Origin of the sequence: Methylomonas sp. EFPC1, from assembly GCF_016925515.1 — a bacterium.
Lineage (GTDB): Bacteria > Pseudomonadota > Gammaproteobacteria > Methylococcales > Methylomonadaceae > Methylomonas > Methylomonas defluvii.
This window is the reverse complement of sequence record NZ_CP070494.1, coordinates 3,005,596-3,028,109: the sequence shown is the minus strand read 5'-3', so window position 1 is coordinate 3,028,109 and position 22,514 is coordinate 3,005,596. Positions and strand designations below refer to the sequence as shown.

Below are 22,514 nucleotides of genomic sequence, written 5' to 3'. Positions count from 1 at the left end.
TGGGCTAGCGCTGTGCCTATTGAACTTACCATACTTAGCGCAAGCGGATACCCTGTTCGCCTCGGCAAACACCACGACCAAGGTTGCGGGCTGGGGCTGTTATTACACCTCGACCGGAGAATCCGCTGGAACGGGCAGTTTCAGTGTTGTTACTCAGCCCGCGCATGGTGTGTTGAGTTTCGGTACCGGTCTGTCCAATGGTATCTATAATGGCAAGCGCATACCGGTCGCCGTCGCTTACTACACGTGGACTGATACCAATACCCAAGCCGATCAGGACAACTTTGCCTTGCATTGGCAACAAGCTGGTCTTCAGGGGTGCAACATCGACGATAGTTTGCGAATTCAGAAAGTCGCGGCCCCCAAAAACCTCGGCCGAGCCGCCGACTGCCCGAAGGCTTGCGAGGGCAATCCGATTGATACCGCCACCGGCAATAAATTTCAGACGGAAACTGACTTCTCTGCCCCGGCCCACACCGGTTTGGAATTCACGCGGTTTTACAATAGTCAGGCCAATCACACGCCGGTTCTTGGTGGTTGGCGCAGCAATTGGTCGGCAACCCTCAATTACGATGAGGCGGCAGGTGAAGTCGTGGCGACGCGTGCTGACGGGCGTAGAGAGACCTTTCGTAGACAAAGCGATGGCGCTTGGCAAGCCGATCCTGATGTCGTTGATCGTTTGCATCCGGTCGCGGACAATGGTCGGCAGACCGGTTGGTTGCTGGTAACCAACGACGATGCAAGCGAAACCTACGACCTGGATGGCCACTTGTTGTCGGTCAGGCTGCGCGGAGGCCAGCCGACGGTTTTGAGCTACGACGGTCTGGGTCGCATGGTCAAAATCGGCGGTTACTTCGGTCATGCGTTAAGCCTAGGTTATGACGCCAGCGGGCGCTTGACCACGGTCACGGCTCCCGATGGTAAGGCTTACAAATACGCTTACGACACCAACGGCAATTTGGCATCGGTGACTTACCCCGATCTAAGCCGACGCAAATACGTCTACGAAGACGCAAATTTTCCCCATGCGTTGACCGGTATCGTCGATGAAAACAACAAACGCTACGCCAGCTGGAGTTACGACGCCAAAGGACGCGCCGTTTCCTCCCAGCACGCGGGCGGCGCCGAGTTGACGTCCGTGGCTTATCTCGATAACGGCGACAGCCAGGTCACCGACGCGATGAACAACAGCCACGTTTACCAGTTCGCCCATCAGTTCGACATGGTCAAACCCAGCTCGGTTAGCGGAGTTGCGGCCAAAAATCTGGGGTATAAGACGCTGAGCTACGACGCCAACGGTTTCGTGGCCGAAGCCAGTGATTTTAACGGCAACGTCACTCGTTATCGGCGCGATACGAGCGGCTTGGAATTGTTCAGAACCGAGGCGGCGGGAACCCCGAGCGAACGGACCATTGCCACACAATGGCACAAATCCTTGCGTTTGCCGGTATCGATAACCGCGCCGGACAAGACCACGACCTTCGGTTACGACGACGGTAGACTGATCTGGCGCAGCGAGAGTGACGGCGAGCAAAGCCGAGAGTGGCAATACCGTTATACGGAGAACGGCTTATTGGCCTCCATCGACGGCCCACGCAAGGATGTCGAGGACATTACGGTCTTCGGCTACGACGAGTCGGGCAATCTAAAAACGCTAGACAATGCCTTGGGGCAGCGTAGCGAATTTCTGGATTACGATGCCAATGGGCGGCCGTTAAGCATACGAGACGCCAACGGCTTGGAAACACGCTGGACTTACGATGCGCGCGGCCGGGTAATCAGTAAACAGGTTGGCGGTGTATTGACGCAATATCAACGTGATGCGATGGGGCAGGTCGTGAAAATCATCGAGGCCGACGGCAGCTATCTGGCCTTGACTTACGACGATGCCTACCGCTTGATTCGGGTTGGCGATAGTGGCGGCAATCGCATCGAATACCGCCTGGATGCCAACGGTAGGCTTCAACCAATCCCCGGCAAACCCGCATGGCCGCTTGTTCTTTCTTCAATTGCCGTACCGAATGATCCGGTTCCGGCAGCTGTTCAACGGCCACGCATTGCCGATTGTGCCACGCAACTTCAGCAGGAAAAAACTCGCCTGGAAAAACTCAAAGCCGACAACGGTATAACCGAAACGCCAACCTATACCCATCCCACCGAATTTGTCGCCCGCATCGCCTCGCCACAGATTGCGCAGTTTGTCGAGTTGATTCGCTTACTGGACCAACTCATGATCGTCATGGACACGCTTTGGCTTTGCCAGGTCATCGACAACAAGCATTGCGCGGAAGCTCGCTACCATTGGCAGCAACGTTTGCAGCGCCTGGCGAACCGAATTGTCACCATAGAACGGCAGGCGCACCGGGCGGCTTATGCGCAAGGGCATGGTGAAGAGGTGCGGTTGGCACGGCAAGAATCTGGACTGCAGGATGAGCCGGAAGTCATTCCCGAAGACGAATCAGTTGCGGATGAAAGCGATTCATCTCAAAACGCCGATAAGGCCGGTTCAAGATGACGGCCAAACCGAAAGAACATGCTTGTCGGTGAAATTGTCCGAGCAGGAAGCTTGGGACCAGGCGGAGTTTCTACAGAACGCCAGTTATGCAGAATTTCGGGTAAGCTGGGCGACATACTGCAAGTGCTGGGGAAGCGCGTCGACTTCAAAGTTTTGTAGTAGGCCATTGATGTGCAATGGCAAGTACTGCCGGATATAAGTAGTACCGCTCCGTTTGGTCTTAGACGATTTCAATGTGAAACTATTTTTATGAGTTCCCCCCTGTAATATACTTTCTTGCCAATTTAGAGCTTACAGATGGAGCTCTCGAAATTAGCCAATATCAAAAGTTGGAAGGAAATTTGGGGTGCATACAAAAGAGCTAGGCAAACAAGTTTCCGGCAATCTGTATTTACACATTGATTCGATTCAAACGTTAGTTTCGACCAAACAGAAAGCTATTGACTCAGCAGTGGTTATAGCCGGACTAAAGTCTGGCTATGATTTCAATGTCGTAAAATTGAGCCAAAATGAGTCTCGTATTACTTTATTGAATTACCCAGGTTTCTTTGAAGAGAGCTTTCCGATTCTTCGGTGTTACTGGACTGTCGATATCGAAAACGGCTCATTTCGATTTCGAACTTACCAAGATTCTCTAAATCCGCCAATTTTGCATCGGAAGGAATTATTACTTTCAGTTGATCATCCAAATTATGCCCAGTTTGAAGCATTGACTACAGCAGCCGAACAAATCGGCATGTTCGATGACACAGCCCGAATAGGCTTTCTGCAAGCATGGAATGCATTGCTGATGCAAAAAGGCTATCGTGTTGTTGATCATCAATTAGTTCCCATTGGTAACGAAGAATCAAATTTTAGCGGCGAACCTCAAGTTGCAAGTTTTAGAGGTGTTGATCGACATCTTACAGCCTTAACCCGCTATGGATTTTCAGCACCTGTTCAAACGCTGGCACGTTTCGGTTTGCTTGATGGATCAAAATCTCTTTTTGACTATGGCTGTGGTCGGGGAGACGATTTGCGTGGATTGCGAGAGAATGGTATTGACGCGACGGGTTGGGATCCGTATTTCGCGCCAAATGAAAAGAAGCGAACTGCAAATATCGTCAATCTCGGTTTCGTCATCAATGTTATCGAAAATCCGATCGAACGTTTAGATGCTTTGCAGGGAGCCTATTCTTTAACCGATGGGCTATTGGTCGTATCGGCTATGTTGGCCAATCCAGACACTGTACGCGGAAGGCCATATGGCGATGGAGTGCTAACCACTCGCAACACATTTCAGAAGTACTTTACTCAAGGAGAGTTGCGCGGCTATCTATCAGAGGCATTGGATGAAGAACCGATACCTGTGGGTCCTGGCATTTTTTATGTGTTCAAGGATAAAGCTTCCGAACAACGTTTTATGGCTGGACGTCAGGTTAATCGACGGAATATTCTTAGACTAGCCCACTTATCCCGACCCGAAAAACCGAAGCAGCACGACAAGGCTGAGGAAAAATACCAGCAGCACTATGCGCTATTAGAATCTCTATGGGAAATGTGCCTCGCATTGGGGCGCGATCCAGATCGAGGTGAAATTCCTGTCGATCCTACTCGAACTTTGGATGATGGCCAAACGGTAGGAGATTCCAACCAATTCATATTGAATATGTCTGCCATATCCGCCAATTTTGGTTCACTACCGGCAGCACTTCGATTCATTAAATCCAGAAAAGACGACGCTGAGAAGATGCTCGAAACCGCCCGTCAGTCGCGGATAAACGATTTAAGCGTTTATTTTGCCCAGCTACAATTTGAACGGCGTAAGCCTTATCGCCACCAGGAAAGCCGCTTACAAAATGACGTAAAAGTTTTTTTTGGTGACTATCGCGACGCAATGGAACTTGGCCGGAAACTTTTATTTGCTGCCGGCAAAACAGACAATATCGATGCAGCTTGCCGTGATGCTGCCGAGCATGGCGTTGGCTGGCTGGAAGATAGTGAATCTCTTACCTTGCCAACCGAGCTAATTGTTCAACTCCCACCAGTATTGAGAACTTATGTTGGTTGCGGTCTTCGTTTATATGGTGACGCGACTAGTGCTGATTTAATCAAAATTCACATACATTCTGGTAAGCTCACTCTGGTGAGTTTCGATGACTTCACTGGTAAACCTCTGCCACGAATGCTTCAACGCATCAAAATCAAACTACGTGAACAAGATTTGGATGTTTTCGACTATGAAGATAGTTTTGAACCGCCCTATCTTTATTGTAAATCACGTTACATAAACGAAGAATTTCCGCACTATGTTGAGCAGATAGCTTTTGAGGAATCATTAGAAAAAGCTGGTTTGCTCAACTTCAGTGGCTATGGTCCAAAACCAAGTGAATTTGATGCCCAGCTTTCTCAAGCACGTTGGGAAGTCAAAGAGTTTCGTCTAATCCGTAGTCTATCCATTCCTGATATTGATACTTCCTGTGGTCGCTATTTTACTTTTCGACAATTGATTGAATGCGGCGAAACTCAGACTCGCACGGGCCTTCCCAATTTACCCAAGGAACCGGAAAGCTACAATGCGTTATATGAACTTGCCATTAATATCCTTGATCCCGTTATAGATTATTTTGGCATGATTAGGCTAACGTATGGTTTCTGCTCTCATGAGTTAGCTAGGCAGATCAAAGGTCGTATTGCCCCTAAGTTGGATCAACATGCCGCCCATGAACTTAATAGAAATGGACAGCCGATTTGTTCGCGACTAGGTGCTGCGGTGGATTTCATTGTGGAAGATGAGGATATGGAACAGGTGGTTCAGTGGATTAGTCAGAATTTACCCTTTGATCGGATCTACATTTATGGGCGAAATAAGCCCATACATCTGAGTTATGGCGATGAAAATTCTCGCCAAATTGTTGAGATGAATGAAGGTAAGATGGGAAGACTTATTCCAAGAATACGAAGGAACTGATTCGTTTTGCATTCCCTGGCAAGATCAGTCCAATCTTGGATAATTATTTGATGGCAGAAAATCAGCTTATATACCTGTTTTTTATCGAAAAATTATCGCAAACACCACATAAACTGGAGCTTAGCGAAAAGCGGCAGCCTTGTTAACATTAAAGCTTTAGATATTTAAAAACTAACAAAGCTTGGCTTTTATCGTCTCTAGTAGAACCAACACAATATTTATTATGCTCTGAGCGATTCTGTAAGGCTACAATTATTAGCTTATTTAGCTTCTGATTGACTAAATGGTTTAATGGATATACAGCATGTGCATCTGGTTTTGCATTTTTATTTTGTTCTTTAGAGCTATCAGACCAATTGTGTTCAAAAGCTACAAGGCTTGTATCTATTTCATCAATAGAAACTAATTCGTTTATTAAGGTTGCATATTCATTCTCAGGTTGTTCACTTAACAAGGTACGCAATTGGCATAACGTTTCGCGGATGAGATCGTCAGAAAGAATAAAAGCCGCTTTACGATCTTTTTTATTTTCTGAAATAGCACCAGCACGAGGATTGGAAACATGCTTATCGATCAGCATTTTCCACTTATTTCCATTTGCAATCAGCACCTCAATACCGTGAGGTACATATGAGTGGGGGGCTTTTTGTACGCCTACTCGACTAATATCTGCCGTAACTGCATGTTGAATCTGAAGAGCATAAAGGGGGCGTAGGCGACAAGCTAGCACCCACTTAGCAAATTTTGGTTCACTTAACCGTTTAATATCTCTCATACTCCAAGTATGAGGCCTCTTCTTACGCCAGTTCACAATATATTGGATTCCATCGATTGCTGGATACTTAATTATAGTTGGTGGCAATCCATCTTCTTGTTGTGGAACCATAGATGGCAATAACTTCTTGACATCACCTTCACACAACAATACGGAAGCATTACGCTTCAACATTTCATCAGGACGCGCTAGGTCGCATACTGGTGAGATAACTACCCATGCTTTCGTAATATTTTCCTGACTAATTTCCTTTTTACATAGAAACACATCTCCCAAATTTAGAAAGCCATTTTTTGGACCAAGACTTCGCTCATCTTCTGCCTTAATACGCCTGTTAGCATGCAACATGTTTGCGGAGTACAATTCCCCTACAATTGGCTCTAAACTAAATCTTGTTTTGGTTATCTTATTGGGCTCCCATTCGTCAAGAAATTTCGCAAACCTCCAAACCTCTTCCGTTTCTTCAATTTCATGTTGTATATATTCCAACAGGAGTTCTGTCATATATGTACCAAGTCCAACTTTCTCAGTTGACGTAGTATTGCTATAAAGAACAAAATAGTCTGATAAATCCATGGCCATAAGAGTATCCCTAAGTTTGCCACTTGCAGTATCAATTGCTGCCTTCCAACCATTAACAGAAGTTCTTAACTCTCTTACAATTTTAAGAACTTTAACGTGTTGACGCAGAAATAAGGCAAAGTCATCTTGATCGCCAAATAGTTTCTTCGGAATGGCTTCGAACTCTGTTTGAAATAGTCCGGATTTTTTTCTGAAATCTTCCCTATAATCAGGAAGACGAGTATCTAAACTAGACATTAAGAACACTAACGGGCTAGCAAGTGCATGGACATTTCGGAGTTTTTTTATTACGTTAGCACATTCATCGATATTGATATTATTTTCATATAATTTTAGATCAACAAATACTATGTCTGGTTCAGTTATGCCAGTTGGATCATAGTCCTTACCAAATTCCTTATACTGAATTCCAGTTCTGACCAGAAAATCAATAAGGGGCTGAATGTGAGATTTTTCACCTACTTGATTTGAAGTAAAGTCTTCGAAAAGAGTATCAGCTATAACCCCAAATTTTTCTCGGTTTTCATATAAGCACTTACAGCCTTCAACCTGAACAAGCTTTTCAATAACGTCATCTTCCATAGCCTGAGGTAAATCTAGGACTTTGCAGAGATCGTCGAAAAGAGGTTCTTCAAGTTCAGCAAGGAAGGATTGCACTTTATCTATTGATAATCCATTCATTGGAAATTTATCAAAAGCATCATCAATAATGTGGACAAAATTTATTCCTGCATCTTGCAAATGGGCAACCAAATTCATTTAGCTTCCTTTTTTAATATTAACTCGAATGTATTGAATCGATCAGCATGTACACGACTTAACTCGATTAATTCAAGAGAGCCACCCAACATATCTGAATTTTGTCTTGCAATGAAAAGCCCTAATCCTCTTCGCCTAGATCCCGCCATGGGTTTTGTAGAAAAGAAAGGCTCAAAAACAGATTCTGATCGACCAGAAGGAATTCCGGGACCATTATCTGATATACGAACTCTAGGTGGATCATCTAACAAGGATATTGAAATATTCGCATTAAACATTGGATGTTCAAGGCGATAAATATCAAGCCAATATATTGAGTTTGTAATCAAATTTTCAATTATTTGAACCACATGGCCTTCAATAATAAAAGCAATGATATCTTTATGAGTAAATGTTAACTCTGGGGTTATTTTATGCCGTAAAAACTGATCATGATGTGATTCCATAATGGTTTGAACAATTTTCACTAAGTTATGACTAGAACGACGCTGTCTTGAAGGAATAGTTAGTGGATCGAGCACTTTTAGGCGCTTTTGGATCACTTGGATTTGTTGGCGAAGAACATGCACACTGGAAGTTAAGCCTGGTTCTGTCACTATTTTACCGATAGACTTTAACTCTGATAAGGTTCGCTCAGTTGCCCTAGTCAATTCATGTGCAATAACTTCGGTCATTAGACCAATTCCAGCTAATTGTGTCAGACGTTCTTTTTCTTCCTCAACAGCATTGATTCTATCAACCGCTTTTTCATGAGCATCCTTGATTTCTTTGAAAGCATCTTTTACCTCCTGCAACAGTGCTTCATCAACACGATAACGAGTCCGAATTGTTCGAATGGAATTTTTAGCACGATTTTCGAGTGCGTTAATTACTGCAGAGGCTTGTTGAGCATCGAAACTTGATTCTTTGCTCTTTTTTGCCAAGCTAGCTTCATTTAAATAATCGTGCAATCGTGTTGACACAATATTATTAAGCAATTCGATTAATATAGACTTTTCAGGGCAATCGATAAGACCTTGCCGATTAGTTTGATCAAGCAGCTTCGAATTTGTTGTTCGACCAATCGATACTCGCCCAATAATTTGCTTAGTATTGAGTTTATATCCACCAGCAGCAAGGGCATTTCTATCAAGCCCAAGCCAGTCATCTCCTTCATCACCGTAAGGTAACACTCGGTAACCATCTCGAAACAAACATACTCCGGTCCAATTCTTGACAAGCTTGCGAACTTCTTCGCGATCACCCACACCTTCAAAACCACGAAGCCGTTGCCTATTAAACCAATAAAACTCAAATTGAAATGGTCCAAGCGATGAAAGAATGGAACTTGGTTGTTTAGAATCTTTAAGGCCCGTCATTGAAATCAAGTCGGTTAGATCAAACAAATGTTGCAAATTTTGCCCGTCGTACAACTTAGATTCCATTGTAATTGTCAGTTTTGGGCCATTATCCGTCAGTTCATACCGACCTATACAAGATGCGTGAGCATTAGCCAAAAGTTCTTTAGCAACAACACGATTATGGTCGACATTCTGTTCGTTATATGTCAGACGGATCTGGAATCTACGTCGTTCAGACCATGAAAAAGGATCCATCATTCTGGCTATCTGATCACTTGCAACACTCTGGAGAGTTTCACGCGTCCAAGATGACTGTAGATCCGAAATGATAATTTTTGTTCCAGACTCGAAGCCTTGTTGTTTAATATCGCCCTTGGTCGGTTCTAAATGGATGCTGTCAGCTGGTTTGTCATAAGCTTGCTCAAACTTACCCCAATCAATTTCCAATATATTAAATCGTTTATCATCCGCTGTAGCCGTCTGGACCTTTAGTTTTTTTCCTAACCTCATAGCAGAAAGCCTACCAACACCTTTTTCACCAAGATAAGGTGCACGGCTGCTTCCGTTTTGTACAGCTTCTTCTACTGCTTTTTTTCTATTTGAGGCTCCTATAGTGAGAAAATTAGCCTTAATATCCCCCTCACTCATCCCATGACCACGATCACTAACAATGATTAGATTGCAATCACGATACGCAGCTTTAGAATACCTAATTAACTGCTCTATTGTTGTTGCCTTCGAAATACTGGCCTTAAAATTTTTTACTAAATCATCAGGCGCATCTTTAACAATTCTGTCTAAAAGTGATTTTTTTAGTATATTTAGAGATGCACTTGTCGATTGTTTTGCCTCATCCAAAAATGCCGAAAAATCAGCTTTAAGTATGGTAATTAAGAACTCTACGTCAACGCCATTTTTCGATTTAGCATCAATTGCGTTTTTTATTAACTCATATAGGGCAACGGCATCCGATGTTATTAGATCTGATCCAAGATGAATAATTGTTTGGGCAGAGATTAGAAAAGACATGAGTAGCGCCTATGAGAGAAGAACTCTAATGCACAAAGTTTCATATAGAAGTGAAGTGAATAAAAATATAAAATAGGCATAGTCTAGGTACTCAAAACTTCAAAACTCGTTAAGTGGTTGAGAAATATTAAAAATAGTTTTGAATAATTTATATATGCCTTGATTTTTTATTTCGATCTCAATTACTATTGCAGGCCAATTGGCATATTTTCGAAAAACTATTAATGAAAAAGAATATATCCCGTTCGGTTGTAAATCGAGAAAGACTTATTCTAATCGCATTCCTAGCCTTTTCGTAGTCGATGCCCATCGCACTTACAACATGCGATGGACGATCACTTCCTTGAGCACAAGCTGATCCAGTTGAGACGGCAATCCCATGCTCTGCCAGTTGATGAACCAATAGCTCTCCATCTATGTTCGGAAAAATAGCAAGTGTGGTATTGGGAAGGCGCTTAACACTTTTTCCCAGGATATGAAGTCCTGGAATAATTTTTTCCATTTGTGTTTCCATATCATCGCGCAATGAAGCAATTGCAGAAAACTGATTACCTAGCACAGACGTTAGTTTTCGTAAGGCAGTGGCCATGCCCGCCGCAAGAGCAGGATTATCAGTTCCGGCTCGACGTCCCTCCTGTTGGCCGCCACCAAGCAAAAGTGGCTTTAAGGAACGACCTTGGCGTATGTATAAAGCGCCGACGCCTTTGGGGCCATGAAATTTGTGCGCCGATAGAGATAAAAAATCAACCGCACTCAGTTCACTAGATAGATCAACAGGAATTTTGCCAATGGCTTGAGTTGCATCTGTGTGGATTAGGCATTCCGGGTATTCTTTTTTTATTTGTTGAGCTAGCTCGCCCACCGGCTGAATTACGCCAGTTTCGTTATTGGCTAACATAATTGATACCAGACGTGTTTCTGGCCGAATAAGTGACACGATGTTCTCTATATCAATCACACCGTTCGAATTAACAGCGCCTAATGTGAGATCGATTAAAGGATGGCGTGCGATAGCGAGAGCAGTTTCAAGAATAGAGGGATGTTCAATTGCCGACACGATGAAGTGCGTGTTGCCTCTATGCTCCGTTTCGTAATCCAATATGGAACGTAAAACCCAATTATTTGCTTCGGTGGCTCCCGAAGTTAAAGTGAACTCAGAAGGGTCGCTAGCATTTAAAGCCTCGCAGAGTGCTTGTTTGGCTTCGTAAATGGGGTTCATGCAACCAGTCAATTCGCCGACAACAGAAGCTGGATTGAAATAAGCCTCAGCCCAATAAGGCTGCATGGCTTCGATAACCTCTGCTAAGACGCGGGTAGTCGAATTGTTGTCGAGAAAGACTATTGGTTTTTCCATGTTATGAGTTTTGCTAACTGACTGATCCTGAACTGAACATATACTCGTATCCTTAACGAAGAAGGTTTTATTGGCGTCACAGGTGGCAAATCATGCAGCCAGAGGATGGCTGCTCATCAACGGTCAGTCCAGCTAAAGTCGTTACAAGCGGGAGGTTTTTCTGATTCTGCTTTTGACGGATTTGCTGCATCTCCCATTTACTAATAATTTCCGCGATCCGCTCTGGCTTTTCAAGCTCTGAAAGAGGTTCGTCCTTACACCAATAAAAGATATTGCCGTTGACTCGGTTTGGCTTTTCGTAAGCTTTCGCTTCTTCATATAGGTGAGGATATTGTTGTTTTAGACGAACCCACTCAATCTTTTGCTGATAAAAACAAAAAAAACAGCCTGATCGTGTTCGGCCCCACTCGGTATAGGGGGGCATACCAATGCCGGATTCACGGAGAATTTTTTGTACGCCTTCATAATCGATACCGTCTTCGCGAAATGGAAAGACTGCTTTGATATTGGGCTTGTGACTAATATAGCCAACTCGATCTTCATCGGCACGAATGCCAACATAGTTAATGCAATTAGTGTCCCCGATATATTTTTCAAAAGGTTCTAACTTCATTGCTCTGGTACACCACCGACGGTGATTTGAGGGCAACATACCTCCGTACATTCGTAATAGATCATCGAAAGTTGTCCCGAATGTTGTGCGAACAATCTTTTTTCCAAGGTAATCCTCAAGACGATCAATATATTCGTAGGTGTCTGGTAGCTCCTTGTCAGTATCATGAAAAATGTACTCCATGTCTGGAATACGGTCTCTAAGATAAATCGCCAATGCGGCACTATCCTTGCCGCCGGAGAGGCTAAGAATGTGGCGGACTGGTTGGGTTATTGACTCGGGCATAAATTTAACTTTTTTGAAATTGGTTCCAGATGGCACGGACTGCAGCACTTAAGCCCGCGCGACCATGCTCCTGAATTAGGCTAGTAATTTGCGTTTCCAATTGTGTGACTTGTTCTTCTTCCGACTCCGACCAATGAAGCATGCGAGTAGATTCAATACCGTTTGGCTTGGTTAACGCTAGACGGACAACTCGTTCGGCATCTTGGATTCCAATGTCTCCAATAAAATCCGAGTTGGCAGCTTCCGCGCGTAACATTCGTTTAGCTAAAACGCCAAGACGCTGATGAAAAGTATCTTCGTCATTATCATTCCATCGTGCCGCGGATTTTCGACTTAAATGATTGGCAAGTGATTCCAACCACTGCCGATGATTCAGATGAGCATCTCCAAGACGAAGTACGAAACTTTTGAGTTCCTCTTCGGCAAGTTTGTTGGAAATGGCCGCACATCGCGCGATTAATTCTGAACGAAGCTCTTCAATAGAAACATGAGTTTCGAATGAGTCGGTAATGGCTGAGGCAACTCTATTAAGCAACATATCATAGCTAGTTTGAATCTCAGCAATTAGTTTAGGAAGCTTAGAGGCAAGCGTATCGTAATCATCTATTGAAACACCTGCGGCAATTGGAATATCCGTAAAAACCAGTTTGCCTGGCTCTCGAGCTTCAAGTAAACATTTTCGTAATGCTAAGGCTTCTGTGCTTAGTTTTTTCGTGTTCCGTGAATATTCAGGAACCTCTGCAACAAATTTAACTAATGGCCGAACCAGATCGAGAACTTCCGGGCTGTCAGACGGAGTAAGCCCTAGTACAGTACTCAAACTATGAAATAACTCCAGGCGCACACCGGCAATCGAGCAGTGTTGTAGCTCAAAATGCTCCGGTTCCTTAATGAGTCGTTTAAATTCTTCGCCCCCCAGACGATGCCGATAAGTGCCATTTTCATAGGCAGCCGTCTGATGCCAACATGCAGCCAGATAAATTGCCAAGAGTAAGGGGAGCATTCCATCGCGAGCACCAATCGGTTCTTTGCGGAGTTCAACAAAAATGCGAGGAATGTCGATCCGTTGGCCGTCATTGTCTTTTAATAATTTGTCAATGGTCAGCAGAGCCGGGCGGAGCCTTCCAATGTCATCTTGCTCGGTTGGAATAACAATCGACCATTTATCTTGATTAAGAGTGTGTACATTGCCGGCTAATAACACGGATAGATAGATAGCTAATTCCGGGGGATTTTTTGTAGTATCCATTCCCAGAATTGGTTTATCCGGATAGGTAGAAATAGCTTCTATTAGCAGTGTTCGTGCCCGTGAAGCCGCCGAGCTAGTGATCCTGCGGTTAATGAGTTCATTGGTGACAATCGGGCATTCGGAATAAATGTTATCGCATAGAGCTGAGAGACTTGCCCCAATTCCATTCGCATCGACCTGGAATGGCTTGCCCTGCCAAAACCAATTAATTGATGTCATGTCGCCGCTATTTAAACCTGTTAATTTTTCCAGTCGGTTGTCTAATAGGTTCTTCGCATTAATGATTTGGGAATTAAGTTCTTGGCGTGCGAATTGGTCTCCAGCCAATTCCATTACGTTTTCATTAACCCATTTCCAGCATCTTAAATCATTTGCTGCACTGATTAATTCAACTGGTGGTCTTGTTAATCCCACCACGATTTTCGAGCCAGGAGGTGTTGAAGAATTATTAAGCTTTTCAGTGATTACTATAGACTCTCGATCATTTTCGGGGAGAAGAACAAGAATATATCCATCAGGTTCAAGACCGGTCGTTGGTTTTATTCCGGTTGTACAAAGTCGCTCATATTCACTTGCCGGGTGGAATTGCACTTCAAAATGGCGAAGATTCCCCGTCTCGACATAGTGGCGTCTGGCAACAATCGTTTGGGGGGTGAGAAGCGACACAACCATTCGCATGGAATTAGTCGGTTCTCCTAACTGGAGTCGCGCATTTTCAAAGCAGTCCGCTAGATGGACACTCGTATGCGGCCAAAGGCAATAACCTCGAACGGAACCTCTTTCGTATAAAACATGTTTAGCTTCAAGGTGTTGTAATGCGCTCTTCAGCTTTTTGGGCTGTCCTTGACCGACCGCTTTGGTCAGCATGTCTTGTGTCGCAAGCAGCGAGTCATCATCAATTAGATTGAGAATGCCGATGCTCTTTAAGAGCGCAGTATGCTCTGCTACCATGTCTTGAGACTGACGGATGACTGTTTCGATAATTCGCCAATGCGTAGCTCTACCGTTTGTCATCGTATGCGCTAGGTTTTCCTTAACATAGTCATAGAGATTTGCCAAGCGAAAGAATTTAGGCTCAGTAACGCTAATACTTGAGAAATCCTGGAGACTTCGAGGTTCGTAGCCTGATAAGAATCCAAATAGCGATCGTTCGTTTTGAGCAAATCGCCTCAATAAATTAAGTAACGGGGGAAATACTGTTGGGTGAAGAGGAAACAGTCTTGGAGCAAGTTCGACCAGTGTTTCGGCTGAAGTGGTTCCATACATACCGGAACGAACCGCCCATTGCATTGCCTCTCTTGATTCCTGAACAATTTTCGAGGGTAAACCATCGACATCAATATTTAATGCCTCTGCGCACAGCAGAACGGTTTGCTCAATAGGGTGGGCAAAGATGATTTCATCGAACCGACCTGCGACTTTATCCCATTCGCGTCGAGTGGCTGCATCTAAAGAAGCAGTGTAGGAGGCAATACCTTGGTGGAGAATTCCTAGTAAGATGAAAGGACGGTCTTCACTTCTTGAAGCAGTTTCTGCTAAGCGTTGTAAGCAATAGACGTCGGAGCTTCGCGGGTCAAATGTCGAATATTCGAGATTTTTTCCTAGTTCATCTAAAAGCAGCAAAATACCAGCTTTTTCATTCTGTGCCGCAATTTGACGTGATTGTTCAAGAAGCGTTAACAGATCTTCAGTCGTTTCAGGTAGAACGCCTTTTTTTAGGCCTTCAATCTGACTGATTAAAGCGCGTCCTATTCCTTTGGTTAAAGGTTCTCGATCACCTGTAACAATAACAGGTAGCAAGTTGTGTCCAGAAATAATGCCTTGTAATTCTGTCGGTAATTCGGCTTCTCTGCCAGCTGCCGCTTTTGCGACGGCAAGCGCGAAGGCCGATTTTCCACTACCGTAGTCGCCTGTAAGACGCCATGCTCTCTGGACACTATCCTGGTTGAATGATGCGCTTATCCGTTTAAAACAATTCCTAATAAAATCTGTAGTAACGTAGCTATCAGTTGAAGTTTTGTCATGCAGGTCTAATTCGATCTGAACTGAGCGCCTAAAACGAGAGTTAAGCCTTATCAAGCTACCAACTGTAGATTGATTAATTACAGTATCTGCGTTTAAGAGTTGGTCTTGAGTTTGACCCATTATTTTCGCTCGTATATAGATTTCAAAAGCAGATCGGCATTGGTTTTCTCAAGCCTTTCAATACCACGTTGATTTTGGGATTCAACTAGCCTCCATTCGTGCGGGTGATTCTGGGTCAGTGCAACTAGTCGCGCATAAATATCTGTTTCCGGCAGACGAAAAACCCGACCAGGACTGTCTTCTGAAAAGGAAATATCCCTTAGAGTTAGTTGCTTTTCATTTGGATGTGAGCGATTCCACCAGCTTTGTAAACAGAAGCGAAATGCTCCAATTGAAAAAGAAGGCTTTGGTCCGCAGTCAATGCGGAAAATTGTTTCGCGTTTACCATTGGGAAATTTTTTTTCTCCATATCGCTTAATTAGGTTAAGGGTTGCTAACGGACTGTCAAGAGTATCTTCGGGTGTACCCTTGGATACGTCGCTTTCACCGGCAACGTAAGTTCGAATAAACACATCGAAATGCTGACGAAGCGTGACCGCAGAAAGCGGCTTAGTTTGAGTAGAAACAGCTCCGGCGAAATGATCAACAACTTCAGTAGCTACCATTTCGTCGTCAGGGAATACGTTGGTCAAAAAATGCCACGCGTAAGGGCGTATCGTTGTTTCTCCATCATCCCAGCCACGGCATAAAAACCAATGCAATAGCCATAGTGTTTGCTGATTTTCAAGAAAAGGGTCTAGGCCGTCCTGTCTCGACAGCACTTTAGTTGCGAAATCACTGAGTTCCCATTGCGCCTTCGTTTTTTGGGCAACACCGCTTGCTTTAACCCAGAACTCCAGTGCTTCTACCATGTTTTTGCCTAATCCTAGATGTTTCATTCCTTCTCTAGGATTACCAAATGGATCAATGTTATTCTCGATTGCTGCTACAGCTTTGGGTAACCAGCTTATTCTTAGCGCGAAGGACTGATGCCCACTGTAAACAAAATTTAACATTCACATTACCTGATTTTTTACTACGCCCAAAGCTAAGTTAGCTTATTGGAAGTTCATCGCCGGCTCGAGGCGGTTGCCCGCCTTCACGGGTTAAAATTTTCTTAAATGCATCGAAATCAGCCCGATTTTTTCTTTCCGAAAAGAACGCAGCGGTATTCATTGCGGCCAACTTTTCAGCTACAGCTGTCGCCACAAATTGGTTAAGGCTTATGCCTTCTTCTTTGGCTAGCTTTTCAACGGCAGCTTTCACAGAGCGCGGTAAACGTAGCGGGTAAGTACTAGTATTGCTCATTGTTGTAACCTCTTAAGGGCTTCAAAGGGTTTTAGAATTTCGATTCCAAAATCTCTAGGTATAGTTCCATAGTCGCGGTGATTGAATGTGACGATAGCATCGGCTTTACCATTTACTGCGGCCTCCAATACCATTTCATCAGCTGGATCGCGCAGCCTAGGACGCCACAGAAAATGTGTTTCAACAGGATCGACTAATGCGGCCAAAGCGTCCAAATATTGGCCCACCTCGTGTTTGTTTAAGCCGGCAGCCAGTTGATGTTCCGCTAAACTGCAGGTGGCTTCGTATTCAACGACTAAGGGTACATTGGCAACCATAACAAACAAACCATCCAACGCTGCTAGTAAAAGTGCCGCAGATGCCCCTGTTGGGCTACGCAAAGCAGAAACGATAACATCGGTATCTAAAACGTATCTCATATCATAGAAAATATCACATTGCCTGTCATGTGTAAAAGCGCTTTAACTGTGATTAACTTTCACTATTGCATTGGTTGTAAAACAGCTAGATAAAAGCCTACACGGCACATGTCTCATGAACTTGATATGATTCGCGACTCTGTCTGTAAATACAATAACAAGCTATTTTTTCAACGCTATCGCCATAGGAAGCACGTGCATGAATAAATCCGACCTTATCGACGCCATCGCCAGCCACGCCAACCTGACCAAAGCCGATGCTGGCCGCGGACTGGATGGTATTATCAAATCCATTGAAGCTGCTCTGAAATCCAGTGATTCAGTAGCGTTGGTGGGTTTTGGAACCTTTGAAGTGAAAGAACGTGCCGAACGCGCTGGACGCAATCCACAAACTGGCGAAGCCATTACCATTGCCGCCGCCAAACTGCCATCGTTCAAAGCCGGTAAAGCTCTGAAAGACGCCGTTCAGTAGTTTTAGGCTGCTTATTGCGGCCCCATGCCCCAGCCTTCCAGTTCAGACTGCCGTTTGACTGCGGGGACATCCAAATCGGTCATCCGACCTTGAGTACGGGTTAAGGTGTCTTGGCGGCCGCTGGAGGCTGCGCCGTATTTCTGCGGATTCAGGCGGCTGCCGGTACCAGCCACTACAAAAGCGTGAGCGCCAGAGCCAGACGCGTTTCTCGCACGTAAACGTGTCAAGCACTTGTCGTCCGATACATCAAGAAAATGCAACACATGCTCCGATTCGACTCTGTCGATAAGAGATCTCATCCATTTTCGGTTTGCGACGGTGTTGGCTGGAAAATCCAATACCACGGACACACCTATACGAAGTAAATCGGTCACATGTGGCCCGATCGCTCCACGTAAATTCGAAGCACATCGAACATAGTCCGCCACAGTCTTGATGTCGTCTGGATAAAGATGTGCAAGCCAAGTGTCCTCGCTGAGGATCACCGTGGTGGCCTTTACAACTCAGCGAAGAATCTGGAAGCTGTGGGCTCCGTTAGCAATCAACATATCCGAGAGTTTGCTGAGTTTGTACAACAGAGTCAGGCAAAAGGGATGAGTATTTGGGATTCGATAAAGTATGCGTCAAACCAGTCGTATTCCGGTTTTAAAGACGCCTCGGAAGTATGGGCAGATCAGAGAGTAAACGAAGTTGCAGATAGGTTGACTCCAGGTCAGCAGGCTTATTATCGAGCTGCCATGTTTGAAGCGTTTGCAGGAATTGCCGTTGCTGGCGAATATGGCGGCACCCTTGGTATTGCAAGAAGCCAGTTAATAGAAGAGGAAGGCAGTGTCGAAGGTAATGATATCGCCAAGCTACTTAAAAGTGCAGCTGGTCAAGGCCGCATGGATCTGATTGACCAGATTGGGAATTACAATCGGGCGCGAGGCCGCATAAATTATTAACTTTCAATGAGAGTGACTTCTCGCGACTGCAAAACCGGCCAGTATCCATCTAACTATCATCAGAAAGGAAGCCATCACAACGTAACGGGTGAGATCATCTCTAACATACAGAATCAGATTTGCGATCAAAGCTGTAGCCAACCAATAATAGCTACTGTTGTGCGATAACTGTTTCGCAATGAATTCGATCGTTTGATAAAAAAATTCAGCTAGGCCGAAAGCGCTGAAAATGATGCTACCGAATATACCAAGGGCTTCCATCTCGCTAGGCAATATTTCCATCGTTGCAAGAAGCCATATCAAACCAAAACCAACGGTTACCAAAGCTATTCGTTTAAAAGCATCGAATGAAACGGACTTTTGTGAAAAACGCTGTAAAAATTGTCTAACTCCGCTCGGAAACCGTGCGAAGGTTTCGCCACAAAAAGGACAAATCGATTTTGTTGGTTGCCCGTAATAGGTAATGACGCGCGGCACCATGATTCGATGGCATTCGGGACAATCGACAGTTGTATGATGGCCCTTAAACATTGAGTGATTTGATCGAGTTTGAATCGATTGGCTGGGCCGTTTGAACCGATCTGAGAGTGATGACAGTGAAGACATTGTATTCTCCATGCTTAAGCGGTTGGACAATCCTACCGTGAATGAACTAACGTTCCAAGTCGGTTTTTAAATCAAAGCCATTTTTTAGGGCAAAGAAAAATGGCCTGCATAACGACTGGATCACTCGCCGACACTCGCCAGAATTTTGTTGATCACAGTAGCCGAAATTCGAAAATCTGAACGGTGCAAGACTTCAAAAGCTGCTCGAGCCGACGAAATCAATCCTCGCTTTTTGGCTAGGCCAATGACAGCGGCTGTACCGACGACCTGTAGTTGATATTCTTTGGCCACAGCCCGGCCGGCACGTTCGTCCATGATCAGCAAATAGTTTTCGGGTGACGATAGCGCGATGTTGATGCAATCCGTTTCACCAGCGTCCAGATCAATGTCTAAACAAGGTGTGATGGATTCATGCCATACCGTTAGCCAACCCGAATCGAATGCGTGAGCTAGGGCTTGTTTACCCGGTGCCGATTTGCCTGGTAACACTTCTTGTTTAACCGATTCGGGCACGAAAACCTGGCCAAATAACTGGGGCAGCCAGATTAAACCCTCCACCAACGCCAGCCCGATCAATGGACTGGCATCGACAATTACTTTTTTGGTCATCCGCGATCAGGCTTGGTTGAGCCACTGGTCCAGAGTGTCCAAATCATCCTTGACTTCATCAGCCGTTTGATCGATGACGGAAATACCCAGGCGCGAGACGTGCGCAATAAAGTTTGCCAACGGCATATCGGCCAGTTTAGCGGAGCGGGCAAGGGACAGGTTACCGTCCTTGAAAAGTGCCGTTGCCAAGGCTTTACGCACGCCCGGCATTCCAATGATTTTGGCGGCTTTGAGGCCGACCATCACCGCGTCCGGTTCGTTTCGATTCATAACCAGGACCATATCCTCGTGAGCCATGCGCAACGCTTCGCTGGGGTTGTTCTTTAGACAGCTGACATTGACCGTTTTCATAGTCTGATTACATAGGAAGATTGGATAGGTGGATTATAATCCTCTAAATGAAAATTGCTGCATAAAATTGTCTCCTTGGACAATGAATCGACACCCATGCGGCCACAACAACTTTACTCCGAGGATCAACTACTAGGTGTTGATTCTGGTTTTAGAGATTTGGTTTAACACGCACATCTGACAGACCTGCTGGTATTTGCAACCATGAATGATCAGATAGGGCGTATGGCAGGTCGTACAGTAAGGTAATTCAGCAAGTCCGTCTCTCAGGGCTTCGACGATAATCCAGGCTTCATCGAAATTTGCTGGTCGTATGCGGCCAAACGGTCGGCGTTCTTGGATAATCATACCTCTTATACCGGTAAGCAAATCTGCTTGGTGGGCTGGGGTCAAAAATGGTCGTTATCCAAAACCCATCAAGCTGGGGCCACGGATTACAGCATGGCGTGTTGAGGATATTGACATGCTAATACAGCGATTAGGTGGTAAATGTTTTGAAAATGCAACTTAAGTCACATTGTTATGCGGTTCGCAAAAAATCAGTAGGTTACTTCTATTAAAAATGATCTTGGTTGGACTCGTATGCGAAGTGAAGCGTATGTGACTTTATGCAAACCTGCGGCCTAAGGCTCTGTGCCCTTGGTTACAATACGCTAAAAAAAGTACAGTGGTGATTGGGAAGATCTGATCTGCGATAATGTGCGAGAGATTAGCATATGTCCTGGAATATGAAGTGCATGAATTGCGGTAGTTCAAGGAAGTTCTGGACAAGACGTCAATTTATTTGGCCTAACGGAAGTTGGCAATCCAATCAAGTTTAAAGTGTTCACTGTTGTCTACCTATTACTTGTTTATTGCATCCGTAGTCAATCATGGCTTGGAAGATTGTAGGCATAAAAAAACCCGAAGAATATGGACTATTCTGCGGGTTTTAATAAAAACAAATGTGGTGGGCTGAAGTGGTGGACTGGAAATTATCAAATGATAAATAACCAATTAAAAACAACAACTTAACCACTAAAAATGGCGGAGAGCTAGGGATTCGAACCCCAGGAAGGGATAAACCTTCAACGGTTTTCAAGACCGCCGCTTTCGACCGCTCAGCCAGCTCTCCAACAGCCGCGTATTATTACAGAAAATATTTTAAAATCCAGCGTTTTTTGCTAATCCAGTTCATTGTCGCAGCTGAATGCCATCTCCCTTAACGCCTAAGTGTTTGTTAGTGATTGCCAAATCGGCAAGGATGTTGGTGCAAATGTGTGTCGATTCCGGATGCGAGGTGGTGGCTATCGATTGCTTCGCCGATAGCGATACTCGGCAAATGGCAAAGCAGGCATATCAGGTGCCGTCATTGGCCTGGGATGATATTCAAGTCACTTTGGCTGCGGTTCGTGAGGTTCATGGCTTGACCGAATTGGTATATGGCAGTGGTTTGGAAACTTACCCGGAAACCTTGAGCTGTCTGGAAAAGCATTGGCGCATTATCGGGAACTCGGCGGCTATTTTTCAACGGGTCCAAGATAAGCGTGATTTTTTTGCCCAACTCGATTACTTGTCAATTCTGCATCCGCCGGTGGTGTTTACAAAGCCTGAGTATGGTTTTGACTGGTTGTTAAAGCCTTGGCGTGGTGAGGGCGGCTTGGGGATTAGGCGCTGTCATAATGACGAGTTTGTTGACGGCTATTGGCAGCGTTATATCGAAGGCCGCTCGATGTCTGTGTTGTTTGCAGCGAGTCACGATGGGGTTGAGTTAATCGGTTTTAACGAGCAATGGACGATAAAATCGGAGGGCGGGCAATCGTTTCTGTTTGCGGGGATTGTAAGTCATGCCAAGGTTTCTAGGTCGATTCAGACTGAAATTGCCGACTGGTTGGATAAGCTTGTCAATGCCTATGAATTGCGCGGTTTAAACAGCATGGATTTTATGCTGTGTGACGGCAGATGTTACTTGTTGGAAATCAATGCGCGGATTTCCGCTAGTGCCCAGCTTTACGGTAAATCACTGCTCTTGAAACATCTACAGGCTTGTCAAAACAGCCGGGATAATCGTGTCGAATTATCGGCGGAGCCGAGAGCTTATCAGATTGTTTATGCGCAAAAAACAGTAATGATCCCCGAGCGGCTGATATGGCCGTCATGGACTGCGGATAGGCCGAATCCCGGCTCAATTGTTGCCACAGGCGAGCCGATATGCAGTATTATTGCCACCGGAAAAAATTCGGGGCAGGTGCTGGATAATCTGCATCGCCAACAACGCATCCTTGCAAATCTTTTGGAAACAGGTCTTTAA

At 44.9% G+C, this 22,514-nt stretch carries 19 protein-coding genes and 1 tRNA gene; 6 read left to right on the top strand and 14 right to left on the bottom strand.

Annotated features, from left to right (window positions below):
• Window positions 1-19 precede the first annotated feature (19 nt).
• Both JWZ98_RS13980 and JWZ98_RS13975 read left to right on the top strand, forming a co-directional pair.
• Window positions 20-2,515, top strand: coding sequence for a DUF6531 domain-containing protein (locus JWZ98_RS13980; RefSeq protein WP_205450494.1), 2,496 nt, complete (start codon window positions 20-22; stop codon window positions 2,513-2,515).
• A 346-nt stretch (window positions 2,516-2,861) separates the two neighbouring features.
• Entirely contained in the window at window positions 2,862-5,465 is a 2,604-nt protein-coding gene (locus tag JWZ98_RS13975) for a DNA phosphorothioation-associated putative methyltransferase (RefSeq protein ID WP_205450493.1), read from the top strand.
• Between the two features lie 148 nt (window positions 5,466-5,613).
• On the opposite strand, the gene JWZ98_RS13970 is transcribed toward JWZ98_RS13975, so the two are convergent.
• From JWZ98_RS13970 to JWZ98_RS13935, 8 genes are all read right to left on the bottom strand, one after another.
• The gene (locus JWZ98_RS13970) at window positions 5,614-7,581 is read right to left on the bottom strand and encodes a hypothetical protein (protein ID WP_205450492.1); all 1,968 of its coding nucleotides are present in this window, start codon (window positions 7,579-7,581) and stop codon (window positions 5,614-5,616) included.
• Window positions 7,578-9,950: an ATP-binding protein gene (locus JWZ98_RS13965; RefSeq protein WP_205450491.1), complete on the bottom strand. Its 2,373-nt coding sequence runs from the start codon at window positions 9,948-9,950 to the stop codon at window positions 7,578-7,580. Before JWZ98_RS13965 ends, JWZ98_RS13970 begins: the two co-directional genes overlap by 4 nt.
• A gap of 178 nt (window positions 9,951-10,128) precedes the next feature.
• Complete coding sequence (locus JWZ98_RS13960) at window positions 10,129-11,304, bottom strand: cysteine desulfurase family protein (RefSeq protein ID WP_205450490.1); 1,176 nt, start codon at window positions 11,302-11,304, stop codon at window positions 10,129-10,131.
• A gap of 76 nt (window positions 11,305-11,380) precedes the next feature.
• Entirely contained in the window at window positions 11,381-12,202 is an 822-nt protein-coding gene (locus JWZ98_RS13955; RefSeq protein ID WP_205450489.1) for a phosphoadenosine phosphosulfate reductase family protein, read from the bottom strand.
• A gap of 4 nt (window positions 12,203-12,206) precedes the next feature.
• Window positions 12,207-15,596, bottom strand: a complete 3,390-nt coding sequence (locus JWZ98_RS13950) for a hypothetical protein (RefSeq protein WP_205450488.1) — start codon at window positions 15,594-15,596, stop codon at window positions 12,207-12,209.
• The gene (locus JWZ98_RS13945) at window positions 15,596-16,531 is read right to left on the bottom strand and encodes a DUF4007 family protein (protein WP_205450487.1); all 936 of its coding nucleotides are present in this window, start codon (window positions 16,529-16,531) and stop codon (window positions 15,596-15,598) included. Before JWZ98_RS13945 ends, JWZ98_RS13950 begins: the two co-directional genes overlap by 1 nt.
• Before the next feature lie 37 nt (window positions 16,532-16,568).
• Complete coding sequence (locus JWZ98_RS13940; RefSeq protein WP_205450486.1) at window positions 16,569-16,823, bottom strand: YlcI/YnfO family protein; 255 nt, start codon at window positions 16,821-16,823, stop codon at window positions 16,569-16,571.
• Entirely contained in the window at window positions 16,820-17,242 is a 423-nt protein-coding gene (locus tag JWZ98_RS13935; RefSeq protein ID WP_205450485.1) for a putative toxin-antitoxin system toxin component, PIN family, read from the bottom strand. Before JWZ98_RS13935 ends, JWZ98_RS13940 begins: the two co-directional genes overlap by 4 nt.
• Before the next feature lie 199 nt (window positions 17,243-17,441).
• Between JWZ98_RS13935 and JWZ98_RS13930 the strand changes: the two genes are divergently transcribed.
• Window positions 17,442-17,714, top strand: coding sequence for an HU family DNA-binding protein (locus tag JWZ98_RS13930; RefSeq protein WP_205450484.1), 273 nt, complete (start codon window positions 17,442-17,444; stop codon window positions 17,712-17,714).
• 11 nt (window positions 17,715-17,725) lie between these two features.
• On the opposite strand, the gene JWZ98_RS13925 is transcribed toward JWZ98_RS13930, so the two are convergent.
• A complete protein-coding gene (locus JWZ98_RS13925; protein ID WP_240347994.1) occupies window positions 17,726-18,199 on the bottom strand; it encodes an AAA family ATPase in 474 nt (157 codons plus the stop codon).
• Here JWZ98_RS13925 and JWZ98_RS13920 point away from each other — a divergent pair.
• A complete protein-coding gene (locus JWZ98_RS13920; RefSeq protein WP_205450483.1) occupies window positions 18,167-18,658 on the top strand; it encodes a hypothetical protein in 492 nt (163 codons plus the stop codon). The genes JWZ98_RS13925 and JWZ98_RS13920 overlap by 33 nt on opposite strands.
• A gap of 3 nt (window positions 18,659-18,661) precedes the next feature.
• Here JWZ98_RS13920 and JWZ98_RS13915 read toward each other — a convergent pair whose 3' ends face one another.
• The 4 genes from JWZ98_RS13915 to JWZ98_RS13900 form a co-directional block, all read right to left on the bottom strand.
• On the bottom strand, window positions 18,662-19,264 hold the full coding sequence (locus JWZ98_RS13915) for a hypothetical protein (protein WP_205450482.1): 603 nt from the start codon (window positions 19,262-19,264) through the stop codon (window positions 18,662-18,664).
• 120 nt (window positions 19,265-19,384) lie between these two features.
• Entirely contained in the window at window positions 19,385-19,873 is a 489-nt protein-coding gene (locus JWZ98_RS13910; RefSeq protein WP_205450481.1) for a DUF3368 domain-containing protein, read from the bottom strand.
• A gap of 6 nt (window positions 19,874-19,879) precedes the next feature.
• A complete protein-coding gene (locus JWZ98_RS13905) occupies window positions 19,880-20,224 on the bottom strand; it encodes a UPF0175 family protein (RefSeq protein WP_205450480.1) in 345 nt (114 codons plus the stop codon).
• A gap of 132 nt (window positions 20,225-20,356) precedes the next feature.
• A complete protein-coding gene (locus JWZ98_RS13900; RefSeq protein WP_205454525.1) occupies window positions 20,357-20,572 on the bottom strand; it encodes a hypothetical protein in 216 nt (71 codons plus the stop codon).
• Here JWZ98_RS13900 and JWZ98_RS23430 point away from each other — a divergent pair.
• Complete coding sequence (locus JWZ98_RS23430; protein ID WP_205450479.1) at window positions 20,538-20,735, top strand: AlpA family phage regulatory protein; 198 nt, start codon at window positions 20,538-20,540, stop codon at window positions 20,733-20,735. The genes JWZ98_RS13900 and JWZ98_RS23430 overlap by 35 nt on opposite strands.
• Window positions 20,736-21,248: 513 nt before the next feature.
• Here JWZ98_RS23430 and JWZ98_RS13890 read toward each other — a convergent pair.
• Window positions 21,249-21,338, bottom strand: a tRNA-Ser gene (locus JWZ98_RS13890).
• A 75-nt stretch (window positions 21,339-21,413) separates the two neighbouring features.
• Here JWZ98_RS13890 and JWZ98_RS13885 point away from each other — a divergent pair.
• Complete coding sequence (locus JWZ98_RS13885; RefSeq protein ID WP_205450478.1) at window positions 21,414-22,514, top strand: ATP-grasp domain-containing protein; 1,101 nt, start codon at window positions 21,414-21,416, stop codon at window positions 22,512-22,514.